General features: G+C 58.7%; 25 protein-coding genes. 17 read left to right on the top strand and 8 right to left on the bottom strand.

What is annotated here, in order from left to right:
- Window positions 1-966 precede the first annotated feature (966 nt).
- From AWB81_RS29175 to AWB81_RS29155, 5 genes are all read right to left on the bottom strand, one after another.
- The gene (locus AWB81_RS29175) at window positions 967-2,451 is read right to left on the bottom strand and encodes a site-specific integrase (RefSeq protein ID WP_327372660.1); all 1,485 of its coding nucleotides are present in this window, start codon (window positions 2,449-2,451) and stop codon (window positions 967-969) included.
- A gap of 440 nt (window positions 2,452-2,891) precedes the next feature.
- The gene (locus tag AWB81_RS29170; RefSeq protein WP_062640102.1) at window positions 2,892-3,398 is read right to left on the bottom strand and encodes a hypothetical protein; all 507 of its coding nucleotides are present in this window, start codon (window positions 3,396-3,398) and stop codon (window positions 2,892-2,894) included.
- Between the two features lie 314 nt (window positions 3,399-3,712).
- A complete protein-coding gene (locus AWB81_RS29165; protein ID WP_062640101.1) occupies window positions 3,713-4,852 on the bottom strand; it encodes a hypothetical protein in 1,140 nt (379 codons plus the stop codon).
- A gap of 240 nt (window positions 4,853-5,092) precedes the next feature.
- The gene (locus AWB81_RS29160) at window positions 5,093-6,124 is read right to left on the bottom strand and encodes a ParB/RepB/Spo0J family partition protein (RefSeq protein ID WP_062640099.1); all 1,032 of its coding nucleotides are present in this window, start codon (window positions 6,122-6,124) and stop codon (window positions 5,093-5,095) included.
- Entirely contained in the window at window positions 6,121-7,344 is a 1,224-nt protein-coding gene (locus AWB81_RS29155) for a ParA family protein (protein ID WP_235025957.1), read from the bottom strand. Before AWB81_RS29155 ends, AWB81_RS29160 begins: the two co-directional genes overlap by 4 nt.
- A gap of 782 nt (window positions 7,345-8,126) precedes the next feature.
- Between AWB81_RS29155 and AWB81_RS29150 the strand changes: the two genes are divergently transcribed.
- Window positions 8,127-8,441 carry a hypothetical protein gene (locus AWB81_RS29150; RefSeq protein WP_144444202.1) on the top strand — a complete coding sequence of 105 codons (315 nt, stop codon included), beginning with the start codon at window positions 8,127-8,129 and terminating at the stop codon, window positions 8,439-8,441.
- A gap of 612 nt (window positions 8,442-9,053) precedes the next feature.
- Here AWB81_RS29150 and AWB81_RS29145 read toward each other — a convergent pair.
- From AWB81_RS29145 to AWB81_RS29135, 3 genes are all read right to left on the bottom strand, one after another.
- The gene (locus AWB81_RS29145; RefSeq protein WP_235025956.1) at window positions 9,054-9,464 is read right to left on the bottom strand and encodes a hypothetical protein; all 411 of its coding nucleotides are present in this window, start codon (window positions 9,462-9,464) and stop codon (window positions 9,054-9,056) included.
- 128 nt (window positions 9,465-9,592) lie between these two features.
- Window positions 9,593-9,868, bottom strand: coding sequence for an HU family DNA-binding protein (locus AWB81_RS29140; protein WP_062640095.1), 276 nt, complete (start codon window positions 9,866-9,868; stop codon window positions 9,593-9,595).
- 151 nt (window positions 9,869-10,019) lie between these two features.
- Window positions 10,020-10,298: a DUF1488 family protein gene (locus AWB81_RS29135; RefSeq protein WP_062640093.1), complete on the bottom strand. Its 279-nt coding sequence runs from the start codon at window positions 10,296-10,298 to the stop codon at window positions 10,020-10,022.
- A 302-nt stretch (window positions 10,299-10,600) separates the two neighbouring features.
- On the opposite strand from AWB81_RS29135, the gene AWB81_RS29130 reads away from it, so the two are divergent.
- From AWB81_RS29130 to AWB81_RS44945, 16 genes are all read left to right on the top strand, one after another.
- Window positions 10,601-10,942 carry a hypothetical protein gene (locus AWB81_RS29130; protein ID WP_200822571.1) on the top strand — a complete coding sequence of 114 codons (342 nt, stop codon included), beginning with the start codon at window positions 10,601-10,603 and terminating at the stop codon, window positions 10,940-10,942.
- A gap of 18 nt (window positions 10,943-10,960) precedes the next feature.
- Entirely contained in the window at window positions 10,961-11,332 is a 372-nt protein-coding gene (locus AWB81_RS29125; RefSeq protein WP_062640090.1) for a TrbC/VirB2 family protein, read from the top strand.
- A complete protein-coding gene (locus tag AWB81_RS29120) occupies window positions 11,329-11,640 on the top strand; it encodes a VirB3 family type IV secretion system protein (protein WP_062640088.1) in 312 nt (103 codons plus the stop codon). The genes AWB81_RS29125 and AWB81_RS29120 overlap by 4 nt, the downstream gene beginning before the upstream one ends.
- Window positions 11,627-14,296, top strand: a complete 2,670-nt coding sequence (locus AWB81_RS29115; protein WP_200822570.1) for a VirB4 family type IV secretion/conjugal transfer ATPase — start codon at window positions 11,627-11,629, stop codon at window positions 14,294-14,296. The genes AWB81_RS29120 and AWB81_RS29115 overlap by 14 nt, the downstream gene beginning before the upstream one ends.
- Before the next feature lie 27 nt (window positions 14,297-14,323).
- Window positions 14,324-14,986 (top strand): TrbJ/VirB5 family protein, encoded by a 663-nt coding sequence (locus AWB81_RS29110; RefSeq protein ID WP_062640086.1) that lies wholly within the window; start codon window positions 14,324-14,326, stop codon window positions 14,984-14,986.
- A 42-nt stretch (window positions 14,987-15,028) separates the two neighbouring features.
- Window positions 15,029-15,235, top strand: a complete 207-nt coding sequence (locus AWB81_RS29105; protein WP_062640084.1) for a hypothetical protein — start codon at window positions 15,029-15,031, stop codon at window positions 15,233-15,235.
- Window positions 15,228-15,620 carry a hypothetical protein gene (locus AWB81_RS29100; RefSeq protein WP_087135259.1) on the top strand — a complete coding sequence of 131 codons (393 nt, stop codon included), beginning with the start codon at window positions 15,228-15,230 and terminating at the stop codon, window positions 15,618-15,620. Before AWB81_RS29105 ends, AWB81_RS29100 begins: the two co-directional genes overlap by 8 nt.
- 1 nt (window position 15,621) lies before the next feature.
- Window positions 15,622-16,488 carry a TrbL/VirB6 family protein gene (locus tag AWB81_RS29095; RefSeq protein ID WP_062640082.1) on the top strand — a complete coding sequence of 289 codons (867 nt, stop codon included), beginning with the start codon at window positions 15,622-15,624 and terminating at the stop codon, window positions 16,486-16,488.
- Window positions 16,485-17,159: a VirB8 family type IV secretion system protein gene (locus AWB81_RS29090; protein ID WP_062640080.1), complete on the top strand. Its 675-nt coding sequence runs from the start codon at window positions 16,485-16,487 to the stop codon at window positions 17,157-17,159. The genes AWB81_RS29095 and AWB81_RS29090 overlap by 4 nt, the downstream gene beginning before the upstream one ends.
- A 91-nt stretch (window positions 17,160-17,250) precedes the next feature.
- Complete coding sequence (locus AWB81_RS29085) at window positions 17,251-18,063, top strand: TrbG/VirB9 family P-type conjugative transfer protein (RefSeq protein WP_062640077.1); 813 nt, start codon at window positions 17,251-17,253, stop codon at window positions 18,061-18,063.
- A gap of 1 nt (window position 18,064) precedes the next feature.
- A complete protein-coding gene (locus AWB81_RS29080) occupies window positions 18,065-19,306 on the top strand; it encodes a TrbI/VirB10 family protein (RefSeq protein ID WP_062640076.1) in 1,242 nt (413 codons plus the stop codon).
- Window positions 19,307-19,315: 9 nt separating this feature from the next.
- Window positions 19,316-20,338, top strand: a complete 1,023-nt coding sequence (gene virB11, locus AWB81_RS29075; RefSeq protein WP_062640074.1) for a P-type DNA transfer ATPase VirB11 — start codon at window positions 19,316-19,318, stop codon at window positions 20,336-20,338.
- Window positions 20,325-21,242: a lytic transglycosylase domain-containing protein gene (locus AWB81_RS29070; protein ID WP_062640072.1), complete on the top strand. Its 918-nt coding sequence runs from the start codon at window positions 20,325-20,327 to the stop codon at window positions 21,240-21,242. The genes virB11 and AWB81_RS29070 overlap by 14 nt, the downstream gene beginning before the upstream one ends.
- Window positions 21,243-21,668: 426 nt before the next feature.
- Window positions 21,669-21,872: a hypothetical protein gene (locus tag AWB81_RS47105; RefSeq protein ID WP_235025955.1), complete on the top strand. Its 204-nt coding sequence runs from the start codon at window positions 21,669-21,671 to the stop codon at window positions 21,870-21,872.
- 870 nt (window positions 21,873-22,742) lie between these two features.
- Window positions 22,743-23,243, top strand: coding sequence for a hypothetical protein (locus AWB81_RS29060; protein ID WP_144444201.1), 501 nt, complete (start codon window positions 22,743-22,745; stop codon window positions 23,241-23,243).
- Window positions 23,244-23,443: 200 nt separating this feature from the next.
- The gene (locus AWB81_RS44945) at window positions 23,444-23,647 is read left to right on the top strand and encodes a hypothetical protein (RefSeq protein ID WP_144444200.1); all 204 of its coding nucleotides are present in this window, start codon (window positions 23,444-23,446) and stop codon (window positions 23,645-23,647) included.
- Window positions 23,648-23,945 lie beyond the last annotated feature (298 nt).

Raw genomic sequence — 23,945 nt, 5'->3', positions numbered from 1 at the left:
TCATCCTCGCGTGCGTTCGCCCACAGCGCGACCGAGGGCGGTCCCGCTTCTACATGCTCTAAGACGATTTGGTCAGCCGCGTTTTGAAAGGTAGCGCTGCAGCAAGAGTTCGCACCGTTAGACGATCACAACGGTAAGGCGAATCGCGGGTGTTGGCGAGCCGTGAGCATCAACACCGCGCTGAACCAGTGCAATGCCTGGGCGTAGCCGTGTAGCGTTTCGACGGCAAGGCGCCAGTATCCAGCGCAGCGGGCGCGTTGAGGGTGGAGTTCGACGCTGGCATGGCGGAATTACTTTGAAGGGAACCGAAAGATCCCGAACAAAAATATGACGCAACTGCACTCAGATATTAGACTACACCTGAACGCCATAAAGCGTCGCGTGACTAACGGAGCGGATCCTCATCACGGATGACGCGCTCAAACCCGGCGCGGAATTCACGTACACGAATCTCAGGCAGCGAGGGCCTGTACCTGACAATCATCGGAGACTGGAAAGCCAACGATGTGTGATCTGGCTTGGCACGCTGTGGCTCGATCCGGTCCTTCAAGCTTGGGATGGCTCACTACACTGTTTGCAAGCGAGTCCAGACTCGCAAGCCATTTACAGTCGTGTACGGAGGGGCCTGATAATCGAAGCATTTCGGACCGGCGCGACCGACTCTTTGGTCGCATGGCGGACATTCACGACTTGACCGACCGCGCCCGGCGCCTGGCCTTACCGCGGTCATCGTCCGGCCCTTAATGGGCAAGACTTGGACACTGATAGAAGTAGCGCGCCTGCTAGAGGAAGAAGGCCGGTTCCTCGTCGGCTATCGCGAATCCAAGGCCGCCGAGAGCAGCCATCTGCTGTGCGCAGAATATGAACATGACTATTCCGCGTCATGCCACCGCTCATGCTGACATCAGGATGGGTGCGGAAAGGCTGTGATCCGAGCCAATAATCTGTCGACTCGAGTTTGCGCAACTATGACTGGCTGTCCACAGCTCCTAGTTGAGAATAGTAACTGGCAAGTTCCTGCAAAATTCGCTTCTTCTCGGCTTGAACGTAGATCGTGGTGGTCTGGAGCGACGCATGTCCGAGCACCTTTTGCACCACATCAACCGGCACCTCGTCTGCGACCGATTGGGTGCCAAACGTGTGCCGCAAAGCATGCGCGTTCGCCTGGCCGAGCCGCATCCGTTCGTCGAGGGTCAATTCATCCATCGTCTCAACCAGTTCGTTTAGCATCCGGGCGATCAGCCGGTTCAGTCCGTCAGCGGTGTAACCCTTCGGATTCAAATCAAGGGCGCCATTCTCCGTCCCCATTCGATGGCGCCGACGCGATGCGTCGGTCCACGGAATGATGACGGGCGCGAGCAGCGGCCCGGTCGCCGCGCTTTGCCCGACGACTGCATCGAATGCTTGACGCCGATCTTTTGAGTGCGCGCGCAAGGCGGCCAGCGTCGCCGCACTGACTGGCACCGTACGCTCACGCTGTCCTTTGCCGACGATCGTCAGCTCCCACATAGGCCGCTCGAGCGTGCCGTACACCGACGCTTTGAGATTCTCCCGGCGGGCCGAGGCCGCTTCTTCACGCCGCAGACCCGAATCACCCATCAACAGAATCGCCGCGCGCACCGCGCGCCACTGCACGCCGCTCTTTGACTCGCGCCACTGCGCAGTGGATCGGCTATCGCCCGCTTCCGACGCCCGCGCATCGAGCTCACCGCGCAGCTTACGCCACAGCTGAGCGGGCAAGGCGCGCTCGATTTTCATCGCCCGCTCGCGCTTGATCACAATCGGATCGTTGACGGCCTTCCACGGATTGCCAGCCAGAAACCGCACATCGACCCACCACGTAAACGCCGCTCGCAGGGCTCGCACCGCGTAACACTGGGACTCGCCAGAAAGCTCCCCGCTCGCAAACGGCCGCCACCTTGGCGAGTGCTGCGCGAACCGCTCACCGACAAAGCGTGGATCCGGGTTTTTCAGGAAATCCTTGTACGCCTCGCAGTCGTCGACGCGCAAATCACTCAGCGCCTTACCCCGGAGCACCACCGCCCACAACAGGAAGCGTTCGAGCTCCTTGGTATACGCGCGCAGGGTTTTCGGCTGATCGCGGTAGCGGTTCAGGTACGCGCGCAGCGCATCGAGGTCGTGATTGGCCCGGATGTAACAGAAGGCGGTGGAGCGGTTCTCGCCGTTGGCACCCGACAGCGCGTGCGGCACGGCGAGTCGCTCGAGCGGCGCGAGCGTGAGTCGATCGGGTGAAGCCGGGCCGCCGGTTGGACCCGATTCCGTCACCGTCGTCGCCGGCACGACCTCAACCAGTTCGGCCGCGACTAGCGGCACGCCGGCCTGCTCGACCGAGTCGACGTCGGTGTCGACCGTTAGACCCGGGCCGATGCGCGGAATCGAGCGCCACCAGCTGGCGCCGCGCCGGTTGCAGAACGCGACCAGCTCGCCCAACGTCGCAATCCCCTCGCCTTTCAATCGCCGCGCCACGCGTGGCCGCAGCCAAGGCGCCGATCGCGTGATCGGGGTGCGGCGGCAGCGCCGCCAGCTGCGCGGCTTCAGTGACCATCCGAAACGTGACCGCGGTCAGCTTCGGTTGGCCATGCTGTTTAATCGACGCGCGCAGGTGATCGGCGAGCACCGACGAGCCGTGTGCGATCGCCAGCGCCACCAGCGTGTCGAGCATCTTGCCGAGATGCCGTTCCATTGCGCCAGGGGTCGCCGCATGCGGATCGGCGTCGGAGTCGTAGTAGATGCGCGCGATCACGGCGGGCGGGATGCGCTGCACGTAGGCGCGCAGTGCGGTGAAATCCTTGGTCGTATAGGCGCGTTCCAGGGTCAGCTGCTCTGCGGTGAGCTTTTCCGGGGGGCTGGCGGATGAAGAACCGCGCGGGTCAGTCATCGCGGCCCTCCTCGCCGTCCGATGGCTCGGACGATTCGGGCGACGCCGGTGGCCGCGGCATGAACCCCTGCAACTCGGCGTGCGCCTCGCCCATGAACACCTCGGGCCAGGTCCCGCACAGGATATTGAACGGGATCCGCGCGTCGAGTAGCCGCGCGGCCAGTCGGACATCGTCCGGGCGTTCGCCCCACAAGGCCCGCTGCACCATGACCACGGCACCACGTTCCGTGACGCACGCCAGGACCGGTTCGAAATCCGCCCCCTGCAGCAACGCCGAGCCGTAGGTCTGGGCGAGCGATGTGAACACCGCCAACTCGATGCGATTCGGTTTCACGGGCAATTGCAGGGCTCGGCCTTCGACGATATGTCCCACCGCGCTCGCCCGACGGCGCCGGGTGATCGCGCGATCGAGTTCAAGCGTGACGCGTGCGACCTCGACGTCCGAGATTCGCCCCGCATCATCGTATTCGTCGTCAAAGTCGTCTGCGCCTTGTGCCACGGGCCGCTACCCTCTCTGGTAAATCGGAATAGCCTATTCTACCCCCGCAAACGCTATCCCGATAATACGATCTATCAGGCTTTACAGATCGATAGTTTTGTCCATTTTCTAATGACGCTGGGCCATTCCAGATGCAACTGCGCTTCTGTTAGCTGCTGACTCGGATCTAACCTATCTGTCTATAAATAGCTGAAGGGCTGGGTTACGGGACGCTTACATAGGCCCTTGCTATGATCAAGCCCGACAACGGTTGGGAGGCTGCGCGCTGACCCCGGTGTCCGGGGTGTCCAGGGACACAATTTTTTGGTCAAAATCTACGCAGTCCTCATTAGCGGTCGAGCTCGCAGCAAGCTGCGCAGCCCAGCGATGTGCTCCCTGATCTGAGCGGTAACCGCCGGCCGCTCCCTACCCTGCTCCGGTTCGTTCGCGCATCGTCGCGTCTGACCGAACGGTTGCAGATCGACTTCGGTGGCCACACGGATCCGTCCGCGTGCTCGAGCCGTAGCGAAGCCCTGCTTCCATCCTGCCGCCTGACGACCGATGCCTTCGTGGAGGGTGTAGACGACCATGGTCTCGCCGTCCTCGTCGATCACGTACTTACGCTGGCCGGAGGCATCCACGAACGTTTGTCCGGCGCTCTGACGGGCTAACTGCTCAGCTTCCAACGTGCGCATCAGTCGAGCTTGTTCCTCGGCTTTCACGTCCAACCGGCGGCGGATTTGATGGGCGAAATCAACTGTGCTTCGCAGAAGCGTGCGCAGGTAGTTGATCGGTGCCTTGGCGAGCTTGAGGTGATCCCACGTTGCCTCGACGACATCGGAGAGACGCTTGCCGTGCTCGCGCGCTTCGCGCATGAGTTTGAAGATCAAAAAATCAAACAACCCCAGGGACCGCAGGCGCTGAAGCTCCTCAGGCACTTGCCCTGGTTGTCTCTTTTGAAAGATAGAAGGGACTAGAACCTTATATATACCACCGTCTGCCAACTTGGCAGACGGATGCTCAAACGAAGATTCGGCAGATTCGGACGAGGGCGTTTGCAACTGTTCGACGAAGCCAAGGATCTCCGCAGCACGCGCTGTGAGGTGAATGTAGGCGCGACCAAAGAGACCGGCTTCGACGTAGCGCGACTGGGCACGACGATCGATCAGGCCAGCCGAGTCTAAGTCGTCGAGGCTTCGATAGAACGTCCGCATGGATTGCAGAGCACGTCCTGTAAGTAGTTCACGACGAGCGAAGATCGCCGCGAACGGTTTGGCGGCGTCGACGGTGCGGGCGAGGGCCGAGAGCACTGCACGGGCACGCGGAGGAATCTCCTCGATGTGAGCGGCACGGAACGCGGCCCGGAAGATGATCCAGGGGAGGTTGGTCGAATCACAGCGAAAGGCGGTGAGGGCAGCCGAATCTTCGGGATGTGTTTCACCCTCGCCAGCAACGAAACGTTGCGCGATAGACATGTCGAACGGTCCATTTTCAGGAAATGGATTGATAACGCTTGACTGTCTGGCTCGTTTCGCTACACTCGGGACTTGCAGAGGGCCCACTACCAGTTTCCAGCTGGTGAGTGTAACGAGCGAGGTTTCCAGCCAAGCCCGTATCGCAAAAGCCTCCAGTTTCCAGCTGGGGGCTTTTGTCTTTGTGATGCCTGGTTACGTCTTTGGCATTATCGGACTCCGATAATCAATAAAATCAAACACTTAGCTCTTCGCGTCTGTGACAAGCGCTTCCAAGTGTCGACGAATAGCTTCTTGTACCGATTCCGCGATAGCTTCCGACTGAAATTCGAGCCGCATGACATTTCGAGCGCGCCGAACATCGCACCACGTGCTCTTCCCATCCTTCACCTTGAAGGTAGTCGCTGCGGGTTTGGCCGTTTTCGGCTTGTCGGCATCCTTCGCAAACCGCACCGCCTGCGCTTGATCCAGTTTTTTCTCCGACAGACGTCGGACTGCCTCTGTAACGCGTTCTCCCTTGCCGGCATCGGTCGCCGTCGCTAGTTCCGAAGCCGCTGTAGCGCCGACGAGTGCCATTTGCTGCTGGAGAATTGCGTGTACTTCGGTCGGTAGCCGCTCGTAGGAGAGCAGAGCGCTCACATGGGGCTGACTGATCCCAACACGAACAGAGACCTCTGTTTGGCTCAGTTCTGGATGCTTACTCTGGAATCGCTTGAGACCGACGTACTTCTCATAATCGGTCAGATCCGACTGCATCAGGTTGGCGAAGAACGCGCCGTCGTCAGCTTGGTCTTCAGTCCCGTCCTCCAAGACGCACCGGATTGCTTGCCTACCAAGTTCGCGATACGCGTCGACTCGGTGATGCCCCGAGACGATTTCGTAGCTACCGTCCGCGCTGGCTCGCACGACAGCCGGATGAACCAGCTTGTTGTGCCGCAGGTTCTCGCGCAGTTCGCTGTACTTCGCCGGCTCCATGAAACGACGTCGTCCCGGCACCTCGTGCAGTCGCTCGAGAGGTAGCTCAAGCATCGAGGCGCTCGCCAGTTGTTCTTCCAACTCCTTGATCTTCGTCTGTGCCTCGTCCGACCCTCGAGTATCGCGCGCCTCAAGTTGCGACTTTAGATCGGCGATTTGCTTTCTGAGGGCCGCGATTGTCATCGTCTGGCCCGGGCCGGTGGTTGGCGCAGTCGCCCTCATCGACGCGGCTTGAGCTTCGTCCTCGTCGCTCAGCGTGATCGAAAGGCCCTTCGACAGACGGTCTCTCAGCGAACTCATGCGCTCTCTCCCCACGACCTACTCGCCTTTTCGTCGACTAGGTCCACAAATTGATCGATCGGGTTACGAATCCGTCTCAGCGTCTCCATCCCGCCTTCGTACTTATCAATGTCATAGATCGTCTGAAAATGCATGTTCGTGTTTCGGGCGAGATCGGTTTCCGGAATCTCGACCGGAATGACGCGAGAGCCGTACAGATTTGCGATCCATTGCTGAAGCACCCGCGTTGCCGGTTTATTGGGCGCCACACGGGTGACCAACACGTCGACGAACTCAAACCGCTTCTTTTCAGAGTCGCCGAACTCTTCCATGCCCGTGATAAGATCGGAAAAAAGGTGCCAGAACTGAACCATCGAGGCAAAGGACAGCATGTCTGGTACGACGGGAACGATGACCCCGTCCGCCGCGAAGACCGCGTTGATCGTCAGGTAACTGAGCGTGGGAGCAGTGTCGATCACCACGTAGTCGTACTCTTCGAGCAACGGCTTGAGTCCGCGATGCAACACTTGCTCGAAACGAACATCTCCAGGGCGCGCCAGGTTCGCGCGGGCTGGCAGCATGAATTCCGCATTGAAGAGCTGCGGCGAAGCGGGAATGAGATCGAGATTCGGCCAGTAGGTCTGAACCGGTAACTGCCGCATGTCGTATGTCTCGCCGTCCACGTAAGCTTGAATCAGCGGGATGACGGTGTCGTCAGCCTCGATTTCAGCGTGCGGGTTGTAACCGTACAGAGTTGTTGCGCTGCCCTGCGGATCGAGATCAATGTGACACACCTTTCGACCCCAACGCATGGCGAGACCTTGCGCGAGGAGGGTGGAGGTCGTTGTCTTGGTGACTCCGCCTTTGAAGTTTGCGACGGTAATGACCTTGCCGCGACCCGTCCGCGGGGGAGGACGTCGTTCCGCCTTCACCCACTGAATGGCTTCCTCCAGCGTGAAGGAACGCTGGCCGCCGGCTCGGGTTTGGCGACCTTTGGGCAGCGCCGTTGTTTGAAGTGCATAACCCATGCGTTTCCGATCAATGCCGCAGATTTCTTGCACGCGAGTGGAGGAAACGAGGGGAGGGGTTTTGCGAGGCTCCGGTTTGAGAATCTCGTCCCGGATCTTTCGAAGCATCACGGTCGATCGATTAGCCAAAAGGAGTAAATCTTCAGCGGTGGTGTCGTCTGGACCCGACAATAGAAGATCCGACGCTCCAATGTTGTCGTTCACTGCGTTCACTTGGTCACCTTGGAGTAGATTCGGACAGCGAGAGGGAAATTTGCGTGTGGCTGTCGAATTGGACGCAGATTAGACCGAGTTACAAGTAAACGCAAGTAAACCGTTGCTGCGAAGCCGCGCTGGGCCTACCGTTCAGGGAGAAACCTCGAAGCGGTCTTAAGATGTGAACCTTGCCGTGAAACAATCAAACAAAGTTTTTGCAAGGCCAGAAGCTGTTTTAGATCAAGGCCGTAGCCGTGGCAGGGCGACTTTGTTTCACGGAAAAAGACCTAGTCGAAGTCGAGCAAAGGGGTTCTGCGCTCGAGGCCTTCGCGCTAACAGCATTCAGCTCATAAACGTATCGTTCGTTACGGTTTTCGTAATTTTTTTCACGCAACTAACCGTCCACCATGATGCCGTACGCATGCACAATCGCTGATAACCCGTGGAGAAGTCGGCAATGAGATTTAACTATGGAGCATGGGCAATTAGTGAGGTGCCGGAGAAAAAAGGGCCCACGCCCGGCGACCGGAACTGATCGAGCAACGCTGATGCAGGCCGAGGTGAAACCGATGCGGGAGCGGGGCAGGGCGCTTGATCATGTTGACGTGGAGAAAGCGCCCGGCATTTACGACGATGTACTGGGGTGCAAGAAAAATCCTGAGCGCTCAACCGTCATTCAAACAGCGCGCGCTTTCAAATCACCGCGGTTAGCGAGCCGCAGCCGATTCCACCGCTTCACGACGCCATGCTGTCATGGTTGCGACCGAACGGATTCGTGTTGACCGGTATTGAGTTTGCCGATGACATTGCCTACGCTCAATCGTGGTGGTGCCACCCGGCCTGAATTTGCTGTTGCGACAACTAAAAGCGGATCGCACATGAGCCAAGAGAAAAGCTGGACGTACGGCGAAATCACGCTGGCGACTGAGCGCAATATCGTGCGCCTAATGCAGGTAGCTGCGGAGAAGGAAGACCCGGCCGAGGCGCGGACGCTCTTGAGTTGGGCGTGGGGAGTTTTTCTAGGGTGGACCGCAGTGACCACCGGCTGGCAAGTCGACGGCGATAGCGCTCGGCTCGAAGCCCTGATTGGCGTTTCGAACAAACCGACGAGATAACGAAGAAGACACCGCCTACACGCACTCTTGGCGGTGTCGACCAAACTAACTGGATGGGACTTGTCTGGACTTCGCATTTGGCAGTCGCAGAGGCGTCGAGCAAAAGCGACCGTTCACCATACATAGGACCGGCTTACGTGGACGACGCCGGCTTTTAGCGGCGGTACCGCCGGAGTGGTCCTGCTTCGGCTGAAATGACGCCCGCGCGATCACGAGCATTCGACAGCGTCACACGTGCCGGTAGGGTCGGGCATAGGGCAAGTTGTTCAACAATATCGATGACTGTAGTGGGCTGGGAACGGCCGTCGCGCGGACGCCGCCATGTACGGCCGGCTCGTAAGGACGCATTCAGTAGATGCCCTATGCTTACATCGCTAGGTCGATTGCTTGGGATATCTCGACTTTCCTATCCTCAACTTCTATATCAGCCCGCTGCGGGCCCGCATGCCACGCGATGTCGAGTACGGCCATATAGCCGTGCCCGATGCCGCTCATCCCCGTCAGACGACTGAGTGCGATTCCGACGTGGGCAGAGCTTCACTTGATTAGCGCAATTTTCGCCTTCGAACCATGTCATTTTGCACATTCGCAAACCCTACGGCCTAAACGGCCCTAAGGTTTGTCGAGATTCGGCTCGGGGATAGGCGAAGGTTCGGTCCCAGCGAGAAAGCGCAGAAGTCGCTGTTCAGCCTCCATCACCTTGTGGCGAGGAGCGGTCGCCAATTGTGTGTCATGCAGCGCGAGCAGAGTTTCAAAAGCCGGAATTGTGTCTTCGGCCAGGATCCATTCGTTCGACCTGTTCGCAAGCTCGAGCGCTGCCTCGACAGCGTATTCCGCCTTCTTGTAGCATTCAACCGGTTTGTCGCCGTAACCAGCCTGCTGAAGAAACCACGTAGTGTAGGCGACGCGAATGAGTTGGTTGAAAAGGTACCCGCTTCCGTGCCCATCCCTGCATGCGGCAAGTGCAAGATGGGAAGACAGGGATCGTTCACGCGCGGACGCCTGGTCTATAGGCAGAAGCATCGCCTTCGTGAGAGGTTGACGGGGGCGGGATCCGCCCTTCCGGCTACGCTTCGAACCCATATGCTCTCTCGCCAGACTCGCTCAAGCCTTCTTCGATCCGCAAGCCCGATCTAATCGCTGACGATTTGTCACGCGTTGACGGCGTCCTTAAACGCCTTGCCCGCCGTGAACTTGACCGTCTTTGCCGCCGGGATCGTAATAGCTTCGCCGGTCGACGGATTGCGCCCGCTCCGCTCTGCGCGAGCGCCGGTTGAAAAGGAACCGAAGCCAATCAGTTGCACCGCCTCTCCTCGGGTGATCGCCTGTGTCACCGATTCGAGGATGGCGTCGATCGCCAAACTCGTGCTTGCCTTCGTATCCCTGGTAGTTGCGGCTACTGCGTCAATCAGTTCTTGCTTGTTCATATGTCTATCCCAGAAAGTCTACGCCAAATGCGGTCGAGCCGTCACGCTACCGGATCCAGGCGCAATCGCGCAACCGACGCAGTCGAAGTTGATACATGTGCGAGAAATGAAGCTGAGCTACCGAGCTTAGCTCGACCCCAGCGTCATCCGCTCAAGCGGCTTCAGTTTCTCGTGAAATCGGCCGCCGTAAGCCCAATCGTGACGTCGGATTCGCAAGCAATTTTCGTTGTGCGACCGCATGAATGCGACGGTATCCGTCGCGGAAGATTTTTAAGGTCGTTGTGTCCGCCGCATCGGGCGTGAGCCAAAAATGCGTCTCAAGTGCCGCGCGCGTGATCACGCATTCAACGGGACGCGAATTGTGCATCAGTATGAAGACGACGCCGTGGCGATCGACAACGATCCCAGCTTCGAGGTCGAGCGTTCCCATATGAATTCAACGCATTGGAGAGTCTGAAAAGATTCAGACACAGGCAACGCGGTTTCAGGATGGCTTTACTGACCCCACTCGACCGCGATTCCTTGCCCGATTGGCCGAGGCAAGGCGGACTCGCAGCCGACCATGTCGGCTGCGACTCAGGCTAGGTGACCTCGATGCCCCTATTGATCAGCGATCTCCCAATATTTCGAAAACTTCCTTGATTCCCTCTGAAGATTGTGCTTTTATACAGTATGGGTTCAACGAATCGCTTCCGACATTTAACAAATGATGTCGAACGTGGAATATTCACGTTGAAACGTAGCAAGCCGCTGTTCTCCGTGGCATTAATTCCGTCTTCGCCGAAACCGCGCAACGACGGAAAAAGAATGCTCACGCTGACCAAAAAAGAGTTGACGGTCCTCGACCAGGCTCAGCCGGACTACGAAATTCATCTGATCGAGACTGAGCACGGCCACAGCCGATGGTGGCTCATGAAGGTCAAGCTACCGACGCAGGACATGGTGTATGACGTCGTGACCGCGCTTGGAAAAATCAAGCTGTGGAAACGGCTGGATATTGCCATCGATTTTATTAAAGAAAGTTGTCCGCGCACTCAAACCGTTTGCATCGTTTTTTCTAAGAGAAACGAATAAACCTGAGAGGTGGTTGCCATGGGCCAACTGCATGACCACAAAGAACTCATAGTCGGCCCCCGCAAGGGTGACACCGTCGACCGCGTGTTGGAGTTGATCGCGAACGCGTTGGTGCTCGCCCTGGTCTTGCTTCCCGAGATCGCTCAAGCCCAAGACGCAGCGGGCGCCTTCACCGGCATTACCGCGTTTCTGAAGTCAATTACCAACCTGCTCATCTTCGAGTGGGGCTACTACATCGGCATCATCACCTTGGCGATCCAAGGGATTCGCTGGAAATCGGGGCGTATTGATCTGATGACGCTCGGCGGATGGGGATTGGGGATTGGTCTCGTGTTCTTCGCACCGAATATCGTCGGCGACCTTCGCAATCGTGCGAGTGGACTGATATGAGCCAGGACGAGCGCCAGGACGAACTGCTGCACGATGAGGCGGAAACGCTCGTCGCGGCGATGACGCGTCCCACGATGGTGGGCGGCTTGACGCTCACGAGCCTCGCGATGAGCGTCTATTTTCCCGGCATGGCTGCGCTTATCACGCGATCGCTGTGGGCTGCGGCCTTGGTTCCCGTCCTTTTGTTGATCAGTTATCTGGTCTGCCTGAAAGATGTGTATCTGTTCGACATCCTGGCCGCCGCCACTCATCTGAAGACGTGCCCGAACAAGCGCTTTTGGGGATGCCGTCGCTATGCGCCTCGCTGACGTCTTGAAAAAGCAGTTTGACATGTCGCTGTCGATGCCGACACCTGACGGCGCTCGCGCGAACGCCCGCGAGATGGCGTTAAGCGACATGATCCCGTACACCGTTCACTACGATGACGAAACCGTCATCACCAAGGACGATGGCGTGATGCAGGTCATCAAGCTCGATGGCCTGTATTTTGAGTCGTTGAGCGCCGCGCAAATCAAGCAGTTCGAGCGTCGGCGCAACACGGTATTGCGCTCCATCGCGAACAGCGACCGCGGCATCTATGTGCACCTGATTCGTCGCAAGGTCAATCAGTATCCGGCAGGCGAGGGCGGTACGTGGTTTTCGCGGCAGTTCAATGCTGTCTGGCGCGCCCGTTACGCGCAGCGCTCGTTCTACGTGAACGACATCTACATTTCTGTCGTGCGCAACCGCTTCCGCCAAGGCGTGCCGGGCATCCTCGACCGTCTGTTCTCAATGGTGTCAGGCACGACGATCACAAACGAGGTGTTGGAATCGTTCAACGAACAGGTCAAGGATGTGAACGAAGCGGCTAACCTGATCAGGCAGACTTTGGCGAGCTATGGCGCCCGAAAGCTGCGAATCCAGCGCCGCCCCGAGTATTCTGTCGATCAGGTGACCCGGGCGGATGCCCAAGCCGCTATCGAACGGTTCGGCATGGACTGGCAAGCGTTCCTGCGCGAACACGGCGAGCGCGGCGTCTATCGACGGAACGACGTGCTCGACGCGCTCGGTGCGGACTACACCGAGATCGGCGGCTTCCTTCATTACCTGATCAACCTCGAAGATGAGCGTGTGCCGGTCACTGAACTGCCGCTCGATCGCACGCTTGCCGTGTCATGGCTCGACTTCAAGACCGTGAGTGACACGATGGCTGTACAAAACCTGAGCGGCACGCGCGCTGGCGCCATGCTGAGCATGGCCGAATGGCCCTCGCGCACGCCGTCGCGGATGCTGGACGAATTTCTCTGGCAACCCGTCGAGTACATCATCACACAGTCGTTCTTCTTTACGGACCGGATCAGCGCCGAGCACGACATGCGGCAGGAACGCCGCCGGATTGCGGTGAACGATCACGAAGGCGTTGCGCAGGAGGACAAGGACGAAATCACCCAAGGGCTGCAAGACCTCAGTCGCGGCCGCTCGGTAAATGGCCTGCATCACCTGAGCATGCTGGTGCATGTGCAGGCCACAACGAAACTCGTCGACCCTGTCGCTAACAAACAGCAAACGTTTGCGGACCTCGATGCAGCGGTCGGACTGTTGAAGAAAGCCTTCGTGAATCTCGGTGTGAAACCGGTGCGCGAATGGTTTGCGCTCGAGACCTTCTTCTGGGCGCAACTTCCCGGTCAGGCGCAGCATTTCATGGGGCGTCGCGGCAAGATCAAGTCAGGCAACTTCGCGGGTTTCGCCTCGCTGCACAACTTCGCTACCGGAAAGATCGACGGAAACCTGTGGGGACCTGCAATCATGCCGTTCGAGACGGAGAGCGGCACGGCTTACCACTTCAATTTCCATCGGGAGATGGAAGGGATGGTCGCAGGCAGTACCGCGGTGACGGCCGATACCGGTGCGGGGAAAACGACGTTGCTCTGCGCCTTGATTGCGATGGCCGACAAAGCTCAGCCGCGGGTGTTCTGGTTCGACAATCGCGAAGGCGCAAAGGTGTTTATGTGCGCGATGGGCGCGCAGCATACGACGCTGAGCGTGCAGGGAAAAACGGGATGGAACCCCTTCAAGCTCCCCGATACCTCCGAAAACCGCGCGTATCTGATCGAGCTGCTGATGCTGATGCGCACCTGTTACGGCGGGACATTGGTGCCTGATGACGTCGAGCGATTCAAAAAAACCGTTCACGAAAACTACGAACTACCCCCGCAAGACCGGCGTTTGCGCAATGTCGCATGGTGCTTGGGTCAAGGCGAGCTCGCCAAAGACATGCGTATTTGGCACGGCGCGAATGGTCACGAGGGGGCGAATTGGGGCGTCTTCGACAACGAGGACGACCGCATCGATCTGAGCATATGCCGGCATTACTGCTACGAGATGCGACAACTCATCAAAGATGGTGCGGCGCGCCCTGAGTTGCCCGTTGTCCTGAGTTACCCGTTCCATCGCATCGAGCAGGCCATGAACGGCGAGCCTTTCATCCTGGTGCTCGAAGAAGGCCAGAACCTCGTCAAGCACGCGTACTGGCGCGACAAAATCGACAGCTACATCATGCAGATTCGTCGCAAGAACGGGCTGCTGATTTTTGTGACGCCGGACGCCAAGTACCTGTATAGCGAAACGGACTCGATCCAGAAGCAGACGGCGACCAAGATCTTTCTACCGAACGGCGAAGCAAGGTACGCCGATTACGTCGATGCGCTCGGCTTGACCCCGGCTGAGTACGAGTTCATCCGCGATACGCCGCCGGAGCACCGTACCTTCCTGATCCGACGTGGAAGCGAGTCGATCAGAGCGAAGTTCGATCTTTCCGATCTGGCTGAGTTCATCCCGATCCTGTCTTCCAACGACAAGGGCGTCGCGTTGATGGACGAGACTATTCGTGAGCTCGGGTCCGACGATCCGGAACAGTGGGTACCGGTGTTCATGGCGCGTGCGCTTGCCAGGAACACGCACAACCTCAGGCAGAAAGAAGCCTGACCAGGAAGCTCAACCAGGAGCTCGGCCATGAAAGCAATTCTTGTGAGCGTAGTGATCGCCGCTTCCTTCTGCGCATCGATGCCGACAGCTGCGACTGGCATTCCGACATTCGATGCGACGACGATGGCCCAATTGCAACAGCAGTTTCGCCAATTGCAACAACAGTACGAAACGCTCAAGCAGCAGTACGCCGCTGTCACTGGAAGCTATGGTCGTGGGCAGTTGGGCTTGAGCGAATCGATCCGTGCGACTTCGGTGGTCCCAGGATCGTGGCAAGAGGTCGTCGCGCAGCAGCAGAGCGGGGAATTTGGCTCGCGGCAAAACTTTTACGAGAAGCTCATCAATACGATGCCGCAAGACCTGTTCGCCAACCCGCAGGCACAGAATGCGACGACCTACAGGATGAGTACGGATTCGGTGCGCGCTGCGATGGCGGGCGGGGACTCGTTGTATTCGGAAGTGCAGACACACCTCATAAATCTGACCCGCATGAGCGAGCAGGTTGATATGACGACGAATGTCAAGGATGCGCAGGATTTGCAAAACCGCATCTCGAGCGAGAGCGGTATGTTGCAAAGCGCGATGGCGAAGCTCAACACGATGAACATGAATTTGCAAGCCAACATGTTGAATCAGCAAAACCAGGCGACAGCGGCCACGCAGAAGTATTTTCGGCGCACGGGCGAGTAAGGCTCTGTGAGATACAAGGCCCCGTTACCAGGAGTTGCCGACATGAAACTTCTTGCCTTCCTGCCCCTGCTTTTGTATCTACCGATGGTCGCGCTCGCGCGAAAGGGATGGCGCTTGTTTGCGGTGCTGGTAGTGGCGGCGCTCATCACGGGTTGCACGAGCGCCTCAAACAAGTTCGACAAGTCGCCGTGTGCGTGCGAGTTCGAACGCCTCAACACGGGAACGGATGGAGGCAAAGACGATGCGTAACGTCTGGATGATTGTGTCGGGCATCGCCACCGTGGTTGCGATCGGCGGAGTGGTCTATTACTTCTTTCCAAAGCAGCCGGCCGAACCGGTCGTGTCAGACCCTTCGAGTGTGCCTCCACTGCCTTCGACCGGTGGCCGCGTCCTTGTCGTGCCTGCGGGGAATCCATTGCTGAGTGCCAACAGATCACAATTCCAACAATGGTTTCCAGCCTACTGCGGTGCCGACATGTACATTCAGCCCGAACCGAAATCGCATGATGTCGATGTGTGCGTCAACGGAATTGTGTCTCGTGTCGCCGACGCAACTGGAGTGAAACTAACTCGTGCCGATGTGACCGATCCCCGAGTGAAAGCGCATTGGCGCGAAGTAATGGGCGCGAAATAGCATGGCTACCATGACCTTGCAGGGTTTGGTCGGCGCAGCTGATGGCGTAACGCAATCGTTTTTGTCGCAAACCTACCCGGCGATTGCCGGCGCTATTTCAACGCCGATCTACTTTGCCGCCATTCTTTATTGGGTAGTCTTTGGCTATAAAGTTTATGCCGGATACGCACCAATGCAGTGGAAGGATTTGCTGGCAAAAATCGTCATGACCGTTTCAGTCTTCGGGACACTGAACTGGGGCGGCCTGGCTCAGATTGTGTACAACGCATTCGTCTCCTTTATGGAAGGCGCCGCGGCCACGGTCATGGCCGGTAAGCCCACGGCGCAGATGCTCGATGCCTTATGGAGTAACGTTGACAGCGTGTCCAAGACCTTGCGCCAGGCGAACCTTTACCAGATCGCAATGATTCTCGACGGTCTGTTGTTGTTTGTTATGAACTGCGTGTTGTTCGTTATCGCGCTCGTTTACATGACGATCGCAAAGTTTGGCCTGGCCGTCACGATGGTGCTCTGCCCGCTCTTCATTGGCTTTCTGATGTTTCCTGAAACGCGGCAGTGGTTCATCAACTGGGTAAGCAAGATGCTCACATTTTGCTTTATGTACATCCTGGTGATTGCCATCGTCCGCCTCGGTTTCCTTGCTTTCGGTGACGCGATCGATTCAGCGGGAAATGCTGCACAAGCAATATCGCCGGATTTCGTGAGCTCCGAGCAGACCGCGCAGTTGGTCATCGTTGAGGGTGTGCTGATTCTATTCATGTTAGGCGTTCGCGGCTGGGCATCTGCGTTGGCGGGCGGCGCATCGTCGTCGACTGGAACACTCATCATGCTCGCGCGCATGGCGATGCCTCGGGGAGGCGGCAGATGAGCTCCGGTCGCGCGACGTTCCTCGGCGATGCAAAGACTCAGGCTGCGCAGCTGAGCGGTTCAAACAAGCTCAAGCAGGAGCGCAACCGCGCCTATCTGATTATCGGACTGTTGCTGATCTGCCTGGCGGGTCTCGCCGGTGCCGTGACAGTGCTCGCCAACATCCATACGGTCATCCCGGTAGTGTCCGTCATCGATGCGAACGGGCACGTGGTCAAACAGCAGGTTGTGAATAAGGAAACGCTCACGGGCCAGGAGAGTTTTGTCCAAAGCCAGGTGTACGACTTCATTATGTACTGCAACACGTTCGACCCTGACTGGCGGCAACGCTTCGCCGATCTTTGCCGGCTGCACTCGACGCAAACGATCGCAGCGCAGTACGACGCGGAAACCAGCGCGGATAACCCGAACAACCCGTATTACCAGATCGGGCAGGGCGGCCGGCGCTATCCAAGGGTAACCGGCATCACGTCGCTGGGCAAAGACGCCTATCAGGTCTCGTTTCAGTCGATCACCGACAAGCCCGGCAGCGCACCGAAGATCGACTACTACATGGCGCTGGTCCGCTACACCTTCACGTTCAAGCCGCTCTCGCTGGGCGACCGTTGGGAAAACGCGCTGGGCTTCGCGGCGACCGCATATCGCAAGGATCAAGAGCTGAGCCGTCAATGATTCGCGCGGTATCGGCTCCGTACTCGGCTTACTTCTCAGTTCTGTAAGTCGCCCCGCACCACTCATTTCGACTCGAGAAGGGAGATGCACCATGAGACGCGCAGGACTTTCTCTCGCCATCGCCCTCTCAGCCCTTTTGGCTCCCTTGCTTGGCGCACCGCTTTCGCTTGTCTCGATGCAGGCAAACGCGGCGAAGTTGCCGCGCCCACTTTTCACCGATGACCGGGTCAAACAAGTGGCCTATGATCCGAATCAGGTCTACGAGATCGTCGGAACGTATGGTTACCAGACCTCTATCGAGTTCGCGAACGACGAATTGGTCAAGGTGGTCACAGTGGGCGATTCGATTGCATGGCAGACCGTCCCTTACCAGAACCGGCTTTTTTTGAAGCCGGTCGAGCCGAATGCGGCGACGAATCTGACGGTGATTACCGACAAGCGCACCTACTACTTCAAACTCAACAGTGCGAAGAGCCGCGCCTCGATGACATTCCTCGTCCGGTTTGTTTATCCGAACGCGAACATGAACGGGGTCACTGGCGCGGCCGCTTCCCGTCGGGCGAGCACTGGGATCGATCCGGCACGGCTCAATCTCGATTACGGCACCTCGGGCAACAAGGCCGCGATTCCGCTCGCCCGTGCGTTCGACGACGGCCAATTCACCTATTTCCTGCTCGCTCCGGACGCGGAGATCCCTTCCGTCTACACGGTCGGTCCCGACGGCTCCGAGTCGATCGTCAACACGCGGCGCGAGGGGCAGTATCTGGTGGTCGAGCGCACGGCAAGCCTGTTCACGCTACGCAACGGCAATTCGCATCTATGCGTGCAGAACAACGCGAATCCGTATAGGCGCACGTCGGCTGAGGCGACGGGCACGACGGCGCACGTGGTCACAGGCGGCTGAGATGAGCGCTCCGACCAAACTGCCAGAGGATGACCGCGAGGCGGCGGTTCGCGAGTGGGAAAAGCAGACCCACGCCTCATTGGTTGTAGGCGACCGGAAGAAAAGAATTAGCGGCGTCGCGATTGTTGCGCTCGCTCTGGCTGCACTCTGCGCGGTTTGGTACTGGAAGCAAAGTGCCAGCGAGGGGAGGCCCGTAGCCAATGCCGAGCTGGACATTCCGGAACGCAAGCCCGTTCCCAAGCTGAAGGCACGAGAGCCGGCCATTGCGCCGGCCACGGCTTCCGCGCCAACCCCGACCCCGGCGAGCGCCACACACGCGGATGATCCGATGAGAGCCCAGCGCGAGCAGATGGAGATGCAGCGTCGGGAACAAGAGCGTCGCATCCTCGAAGCACGCATGAAGTCCGCGATCATTGCACCAAACACAAATAATCAAGCGGCGACGTCGGTGCTGCCGGTGAGCGGAGGTGACGATGGTGCCGCTAATTCTGATACTGGGCGGAGACAGGCGAGTGCGGGCATGTTGGCCGGTGGCAACGGCGAGCGGGGCGCACAGGACTCGAACTCGCGCTTTGCACGAGCAGTGTCGGGCAACGGCGTCGCGGTAAGCCAGGCCAATCAGATTGACAATCTGCCGTACAAGGTCTTGCAGGGCAAGACAATCGAGGCAGTGCTCGAGCCGCGGGCGATCTCTGATTTGCCCGGCATGGTCTGCGCGACGGTGCAGCGCGACGTGTACGGCGCGCAAGGCCGGAACGTGCTCGTTCCTTGGGGTTCGCGCGTGTGCGGCATGTACAACGCAGACGTGCGCAAGGGACAGGACCGGCTGTTCGTCGTCTGGAACATGCTGCGCCGGCCCGATGGCGTGCAAGTGGCGATCGATAGCGCGGGGGCCGACCAGCTCGGCACGGCCGGTATGGGCGGTATTGTGAACACCCATTTCGCCGAGATTTTCGGCATGTCCGCATTGCTGTCAATCATCGGCGCCGGCGCATCCAATGCCGGCGTGAGCTCGAGCGATCAATACAACTCGGCCGCGTACTATCGACAGTCCGTGCAGCAGGCGGCGGCGCAAACCTCGCAGCAGGTGCTGGCGCCTTACATCAATATTCCTCCCACCATCACGGTGCCGGCTGGCTCGCGCGTTCGCATTTACGTGAACCAGGACCTGGACTTTACGCCGCTCTACAAGGAGGAAATTGAAACCTCGCAGCACGGTGATGGCGTGACGTTCATTCAATAAGGGTCGGTCATGTCAGAAATTGCATCGTTTCGGGCCAAGCTCGCGCCGATCGTCGACTATCTGGATGACGCCGAGGTCACTGAGCTGGCAATCAATCGGCCGCGCGAGCTTTGGCTGGGACGGCAGGGACGGCGGTATATGGAGCGCGTCGAGGTCCCGGACCTTACCTACGGACTGCTTGAATCGTTGGCCGAGGTCACGGCTTCCTACACCAGTCAGGAAACCGACCGGGAGCGGCCGCTACTGGCTGCAACAATTCCAATTGACCTGTCCGATGGTATCGCCGATACGGAGCGCGGCGGCTATCGCGTTCAAGTCGCGCGCCCGCCGGCCGTCGAGGAACAGACCATCGCCCTGTGTATCCGCAAGCCGACGCTGCTCGATATGGGGCTGAGCGAATACAGCAAGCAAGGCGCGTTCGCCGATGTGAACCGACAGATTGAGGACCGGGAGTACTCGGATGACCACTTGAGTGAGCTTTTTAAGGCGAGCCGGTGGGAAGCGTTTTTGCGCGGCGCGGTGCGGGCGCACAAGAATATCGTGATTTCTGCCGGCACGAACGCCGGCAAGACGACGCTACTGAACGCGCTTCTCAAGGAGATCCCCGAACATGAGCGCGTCGTCACCATTGAGGATTCGCGTGAGGTCCGCCCGCCTCAACGCAACTGCCTGCACATGCTGTATTCGCGTGGTGGGCAGGGGGTTGCCAAGGTCACAGCGGTAGATCTGTTGGAGGCGATGCTGCGATTCACGCCCGACCGTCCAATCATGGGCGAGCTGCGCGGCGCGGAAGCCTACTCGTACCTCGAACTGCTCAACTCGGGGCACACCGGCTCAATCACGACGATTCACGCCGACAGCCCAAGCCTGATGTACGACCGGCTCGCTCAGATGGTGATGCGGTTCGGTTCCCCGATGCCAAAAGACCAGGTTATCGACTACGCCCGGTCACTCATTCAGGTGGTAGTGCAGTTTAAGCGCGGTGTTGACGGCCGCCGCTATGTCTCGGAGATCCAAAATGAGGACGCTTAATGTGGTTACGGTGGTCTCCGGCGTGTTCGCTGCCGCTCTGATAGTTGCCGCAGCGCCGGTGCCGGCGCAACTGCCGCCACAATCGCTGCCGTTTGAAAAGCTGGCTGCCGAGTGCGCGCCGGACGTTCACCCGACCACCCTGAAGGGCGTGGTGAGTACCGAATCTTCATGGAATCCCTATGCGATCGGCGTTGTGGGAGGGCGCCTTGATCACCAGCCCCGCAACTTGGCCGAGGCAATTGCTACGGCCCGCGAGCTGGATCGGCAAGGTTTCAATTTCTCGGTCGGGTTGGGGCAGGTCAACCGGTATAACCTCGCCAGGTACGGCGAGAGTTACGAGACCGCGTTTGAGCCATGCCGCAATCTCAAGGCGGGTAGCGCGATCCTCAAACACTGCTTTCAGCGTGCTAAGGCGCAGATCGGTGACGAACAGCAGGCCTTGCGTGCCGCGTTCAGTTGCTACTACTCGGGCAACTTTACGCGCGGGTTCCGAACGGACATAGCCGGTCAGCCGAGCTATGTGCGGAAAGTCGTCGCCAATGCGATGAGCGCGGCGCAACCGATCCCCGTTATGCCGGCCGTACAGCCCGGGAGTTCCGTTGCTGCGGTGACAGAGCCTCCCTCCGGTCGGTCTGGAGCTCCGGCAAAGCATGCGTCGTCGGGCCAATGGGTCATCTTTGCTGACGGTCCGAAGCAGGGCGGCAACACGGTTCCGGCCGAGGATGCGGACGCGATCATCAAGAGGGATCCGGAGCCGCCCGTCAAGGTCCAGCTCACGACGCCCGCGAACGGCGTTGCGCAGAGTGACGCTGCTGTTCGTGCCGAGCAAGCGCCGCCCGTGCAGCGGGCGCTGCCGCAGAACAGTGGGCAGCAGGACCCGCCTTTCGTGCAGTTCGTGGACTGAGCACAAGCGCAAAAGTCCCACTTGGGAGACGCAGCGATGAGAAAACCGATATTCGCCCTGATGTGCGCCCCGTTCGTGATCGGTGCTGCCTCGCCTGCACACGCTTCCCAGCTTGGTTGCAAGGTGTTGCTATGCCTTTCCAATCCCTCATCAAACGGTGGACCTACAGGCCTTCCTGACTGCGTCGATCCGATTAATCGGCTGTACCACGACTTGAGCAGGGGTCGACCCTTTCCCACATGCGACCTTGCGGATGGCAACGACGGCTCCAGCTACGCCCGTCAGGTTTATGACGCGTATGACCCGTGTCCGGCCACGCTGCAGCCGGCTTCGCGCGACTCATACGTTGTGCAAGAAGGAAAAGCGCACGGCAATGAGTCGGGAAGGGGTGGCAACGGATTGTTCGAGATTACGGACAATCCGAAAGTGTCTGAGCCACAGAACGACTACAGCTACAGTGTGGGCGCACGAGCCTGCGTCGGGAAGCTAGTCGGCTCGTATACGGCTGGCACTTACGACAACGCCTACACCGTGATCATGTATGACAAGGTGGTGTGGCAGCCGGCGCACAACCCTCGAGCCATCGACGTTTTCATCGACCATACGTGGCAGCAGCGCGTACGGTACTAAGCTGGCGAGAAGCGTCGATTTGTCTCGACATGACGTAAGATAAGAAATCGCTTGCCGCCATTCAGAGGCCGGTCGGATCTGTCGATCGTAAATTGCCGCTGTCGGGAAAACTGAATGCTCCTGAACGACCCATGAGCAGCCAATAAAGCCTTGACGAACCAGGCGACAGGTTCGGCGGAAGGCGATCGTTCGCCCGGCCCGACCTACTTTCGAAGGATGAAGTCCATTCAGCGTTGCGTCGCTAACTGCCGGTCATTGGCAGGAAGTTCGGGACCGTTTGACATGTGGCGCAGTTCACGAGTCTTCCTCGTGATTTGCAACAACGACAATGCAGCGGTCCGACGCGGCTGCCGCCAATCGATGCCCTTGAGCAACATCGACAGTTGGGCCGCCATCAAATGGACCTTGCCATCATCGGCCTTTGGCTAAATAAAGCGGCCTTATTCGAGCTCGCCGGGCGACCTCGTGAAGGCTTTGCGGGCGACCGAGGACGGGCTCTGGCTTCTCGCACAGCGTGGTTGGGCGTCTCTTGCGGCTCTCGGCTTGACTTCCGAATCGGTCACTCACATGCGAGAAACCTTTCGCACGCGTAACTCGTCACGACCGTCACCGCTACGACGCAGAGGGTTACCAAATTGCTGCCCGAGTCGTTAGTTACATACCACTCGCAACGAAACCGGCCCAGGTGGGTACAGAACACGCCAAGGGGTAACGCCTTGCTTTGCGCTGTCCGCTGGCCTAGGCTTTAACACAACCTTTCTGAAAGCCTTTCATCCGTGAAGCTTCCGTTATGTTGGGTACAAGGCAAAAGTGAATAAGCGAACTGTTAAATCTTTGGTTCTGTGGTCGGCCTTGTTGGGAGCGTGGTCGGTGTTAGCCTCCGACGAGGCAGACCGCGCTCGCCATGACAGGGAGTATCCGGTCGCGAAGCTCTTCGACGCGAATAGCAAGTTCGTTGGCAGGCTGGTGACTTTCGATTCCTACAACGTCGCAGCCGGAGTAGTTCTCAACGTACAAGGCGTTCTCGTTTATGCGTCCATTTCCCCGATCCTGATAGGCAACGATCCGTCTGCTACCGAAATGAAGTGGTCCGGCAATCCCGGGTTGTTTGCGGGTTCGAACTGCTCAGGAGACGCCTATATTCGTTCTGCGGTCGGGCCATTACGCCCGACAGCCTTAGCCCGCAGCGGGGCGACCGCCACCCTCTACGTCGGCAGCGCCGGACCCAAACAGTTGGTGACGGCGCGCTCGCAGGGCACAGGACCCGAGAACTGCTACTCTGAAAGTCCGTTCGAAACTCAAGCGTGGACGGTCGAAAGTACTTTCGACTTGACACAACACTATCCCGAGCCGCTGCGAGTCGGATACTGAAGCTAAGCTCTCGTGCCGCGCGTGCAGCCGTTAGCAAGCGACGTGAAGTTCGACCGGCCGGATCGAGATCCATCAGTTGGTTTCGGAAGTAGACGTGACACTAGGGATGCTTCCTTCAATTCGCGTATAGCGGAGGCAACGTGAAAAGGCGAATGGTAAATTGTTTGATTCTGTTGGCGGCGCTCTGTGGAGGATGGTCAGTGTCAGCCGCCGACGAGACGAACGACGCTCGCCATGACAGAGAAGGCCCGGTCGCGAAGCTCTTTGACGTCAATGGCAAGTTTGTAGGTAAGCTGGTGTACTTCCCGACCAGTTCCGTTGAACCAATTGCCCCGGGCGGAGTTGTCCTCAACATAAATGGCGCGCTCGTTTATGCGCCTTGTACTAAACCGCTGAAGCGGTAGTGGGAGGGAAGCGAAGGCGAGTGGCTGGCGTTCCATGAGGACGGGCATCTGGAGCCGGACCGCAGCGAGGTGGTGAACCGGCCACCGGGAGCAGCATGGAGGTGCCCGACCGGGCACTCCATCCACTGTTCCCAGGAGGTCCACCATGACACTGCTCCGTGAACGCATGCAGCACGACATGCTGATCAGAAACCTGGCAGAGAACACCCAGACATCCTATCTGAAGCGCCCCGGAAATGTAGGAGACTTTGGATCTTGGCTGTAACGGGAGATTTGAAGAATGGAAAACGCAAGCAAA

It is taken from the genome of Caballeronia arationis, from assembly GCF_001544975.2.
Classification (GTDB): domain Bacteria; phylum Pseudomonadota; class Gammaproteobacteria; order Burkholderiales; family Burkholderiaceae; genus Caballeronia; species Caballeronia arationis.
This window is presented reverse-complemented; position numbering and strand designations above follow the sequence as displayed.

Excerpts from the sequence above, each read along its gene's own strand:
- AWB81_RS29140 (WP_062640095.1), bottom strand. The coding sequence starts at position 9,868 with ATGAACAAGCAAGAACTGATTGACGCAGTAGCCGCAACTACCAGGGAT.
- virB11 (WP_062640074.1), top strand. The coding sequence starts at position 19,316 with ATGTCAGAAATTGCATCGTTTCGGGCCAAGCTCGCGCCGATCGTCGAC.
- AWB81_RS29125 (WP_062640090.1), top strand. The coding sequence starts at position 10,961 with ATGGGCCAACTGCATGACCACAAAGAACTCATAGTCGGCCCCCGCAAG.
- AWB81_RS29145 (WP_235025956.1), bottom strand. The coding sequence starts at position 9,464 with ATGCTTCTGCCTATAGACCAGGCGTCCGCGCGTGAACGATCCCTGTCT.
- AWB81_RS29080 (WP_062640076.1), top strand. The coding sequence starts at position 18,065 with ATGAGCGCTCCGACCAAACTGCCAGAGGATGACCGCGAGGCGGCGGTT.
- AWB81_RS29095 (WP_062640082.1), top strand. The coding sequence starts at position 15,622 with ATGGCTACCATGACCTTGCAGGGTTTGGTCGGCGCAGCTGATGGCGTA.
- AWB81_RS29100 (WP_087135259.1), top strand. The coding sequence starts at position 15,228 with ATGCGTAACGTCTGGATGATTGTGTCGGGCATCGCCACCGTGGTTGCG.
- AWB81_RS29070 (WP_062640072.1), top strand. The coding sequence starts at position 20,325 with ATGAGGACGCTTAATGTGGTTACGGTGGTCTCCGGCGTGTTCGCTGCC.
- AWB81_RS29150 (WP_144444202.1), top strand. The coding sequence starts at position 8,127 with ATGACATTGCCTACGCTCAATCGTGGTGGTGCCACCCGGCCTGAATTT.
- AWB81_RS29085 (WP_062640077.1), top strand. The coding sequence starts at position 17,251 with ATGAGACGCGCAGGACTTTCTCTCGCCATCGCCCTCTCAGCCCTTTTG.
- AWB81_RS29115 (WP_200822570.1), top strand. The coding sequence starts at position 11,627 with ATGCGCCTCGCTGACGTCTTGAAAAAGCAGTTTGACATGTCGCTGTCG.
- AWB81_RS29160 (WP_062640099.1), bottom strand. The coding sequence starts at position 6,124 with ATGAGTTCGCTGAGAGACCGTCTGTCGAAGGGCCTTTCGATCACGCTG.
- AWB81_RS29090 (WP_062640080.1), top strand. The coding sequence starts at position 16,485 with ATGAGCTCCGGTCGCGCGACGTTCCTCGGCGATGCAAAGACTCAGGCT.
- AWB81_RS29120 (WP_062640088.1), top strand. The coding sequence starts at position 11,329 with ATGAGCCAGGACGAGCGCCAGGACGAACTGCTGCACGATGAGGCGGAA.
- AWB81_RS29110 (WP_062640086.1), top strand. The coding sequence starts at position 14,324 with ATGAAAGCAATTCTTGTGAGCGTAGTGATCGCCGCTTCCTTCTGCGCA.
- AWB81_RS29165 (WP_062640101.1), bottom strand. The coding sequence starts at position 4,852 with ATGTCTATCGCGCAACGTTTCGTTGCTGGCGAGGGTGAAACACATCCC.
- AWB81_RS29135 (WP_062640093.1), bottom strand. The coding sequence starts at position 10,298 with ATGGGAACGCTCGACCTCGAAGCTGGGATCGTTGTCGATCGCCACGGC.
- AWB81_RS29105 (WP_062640084.1), top strand. The coding sequence starts at position 15,029 with ATGAAACTTCTTGCCTTCCTGCCCCTGCTTTTGTATCTACCGATGGTC.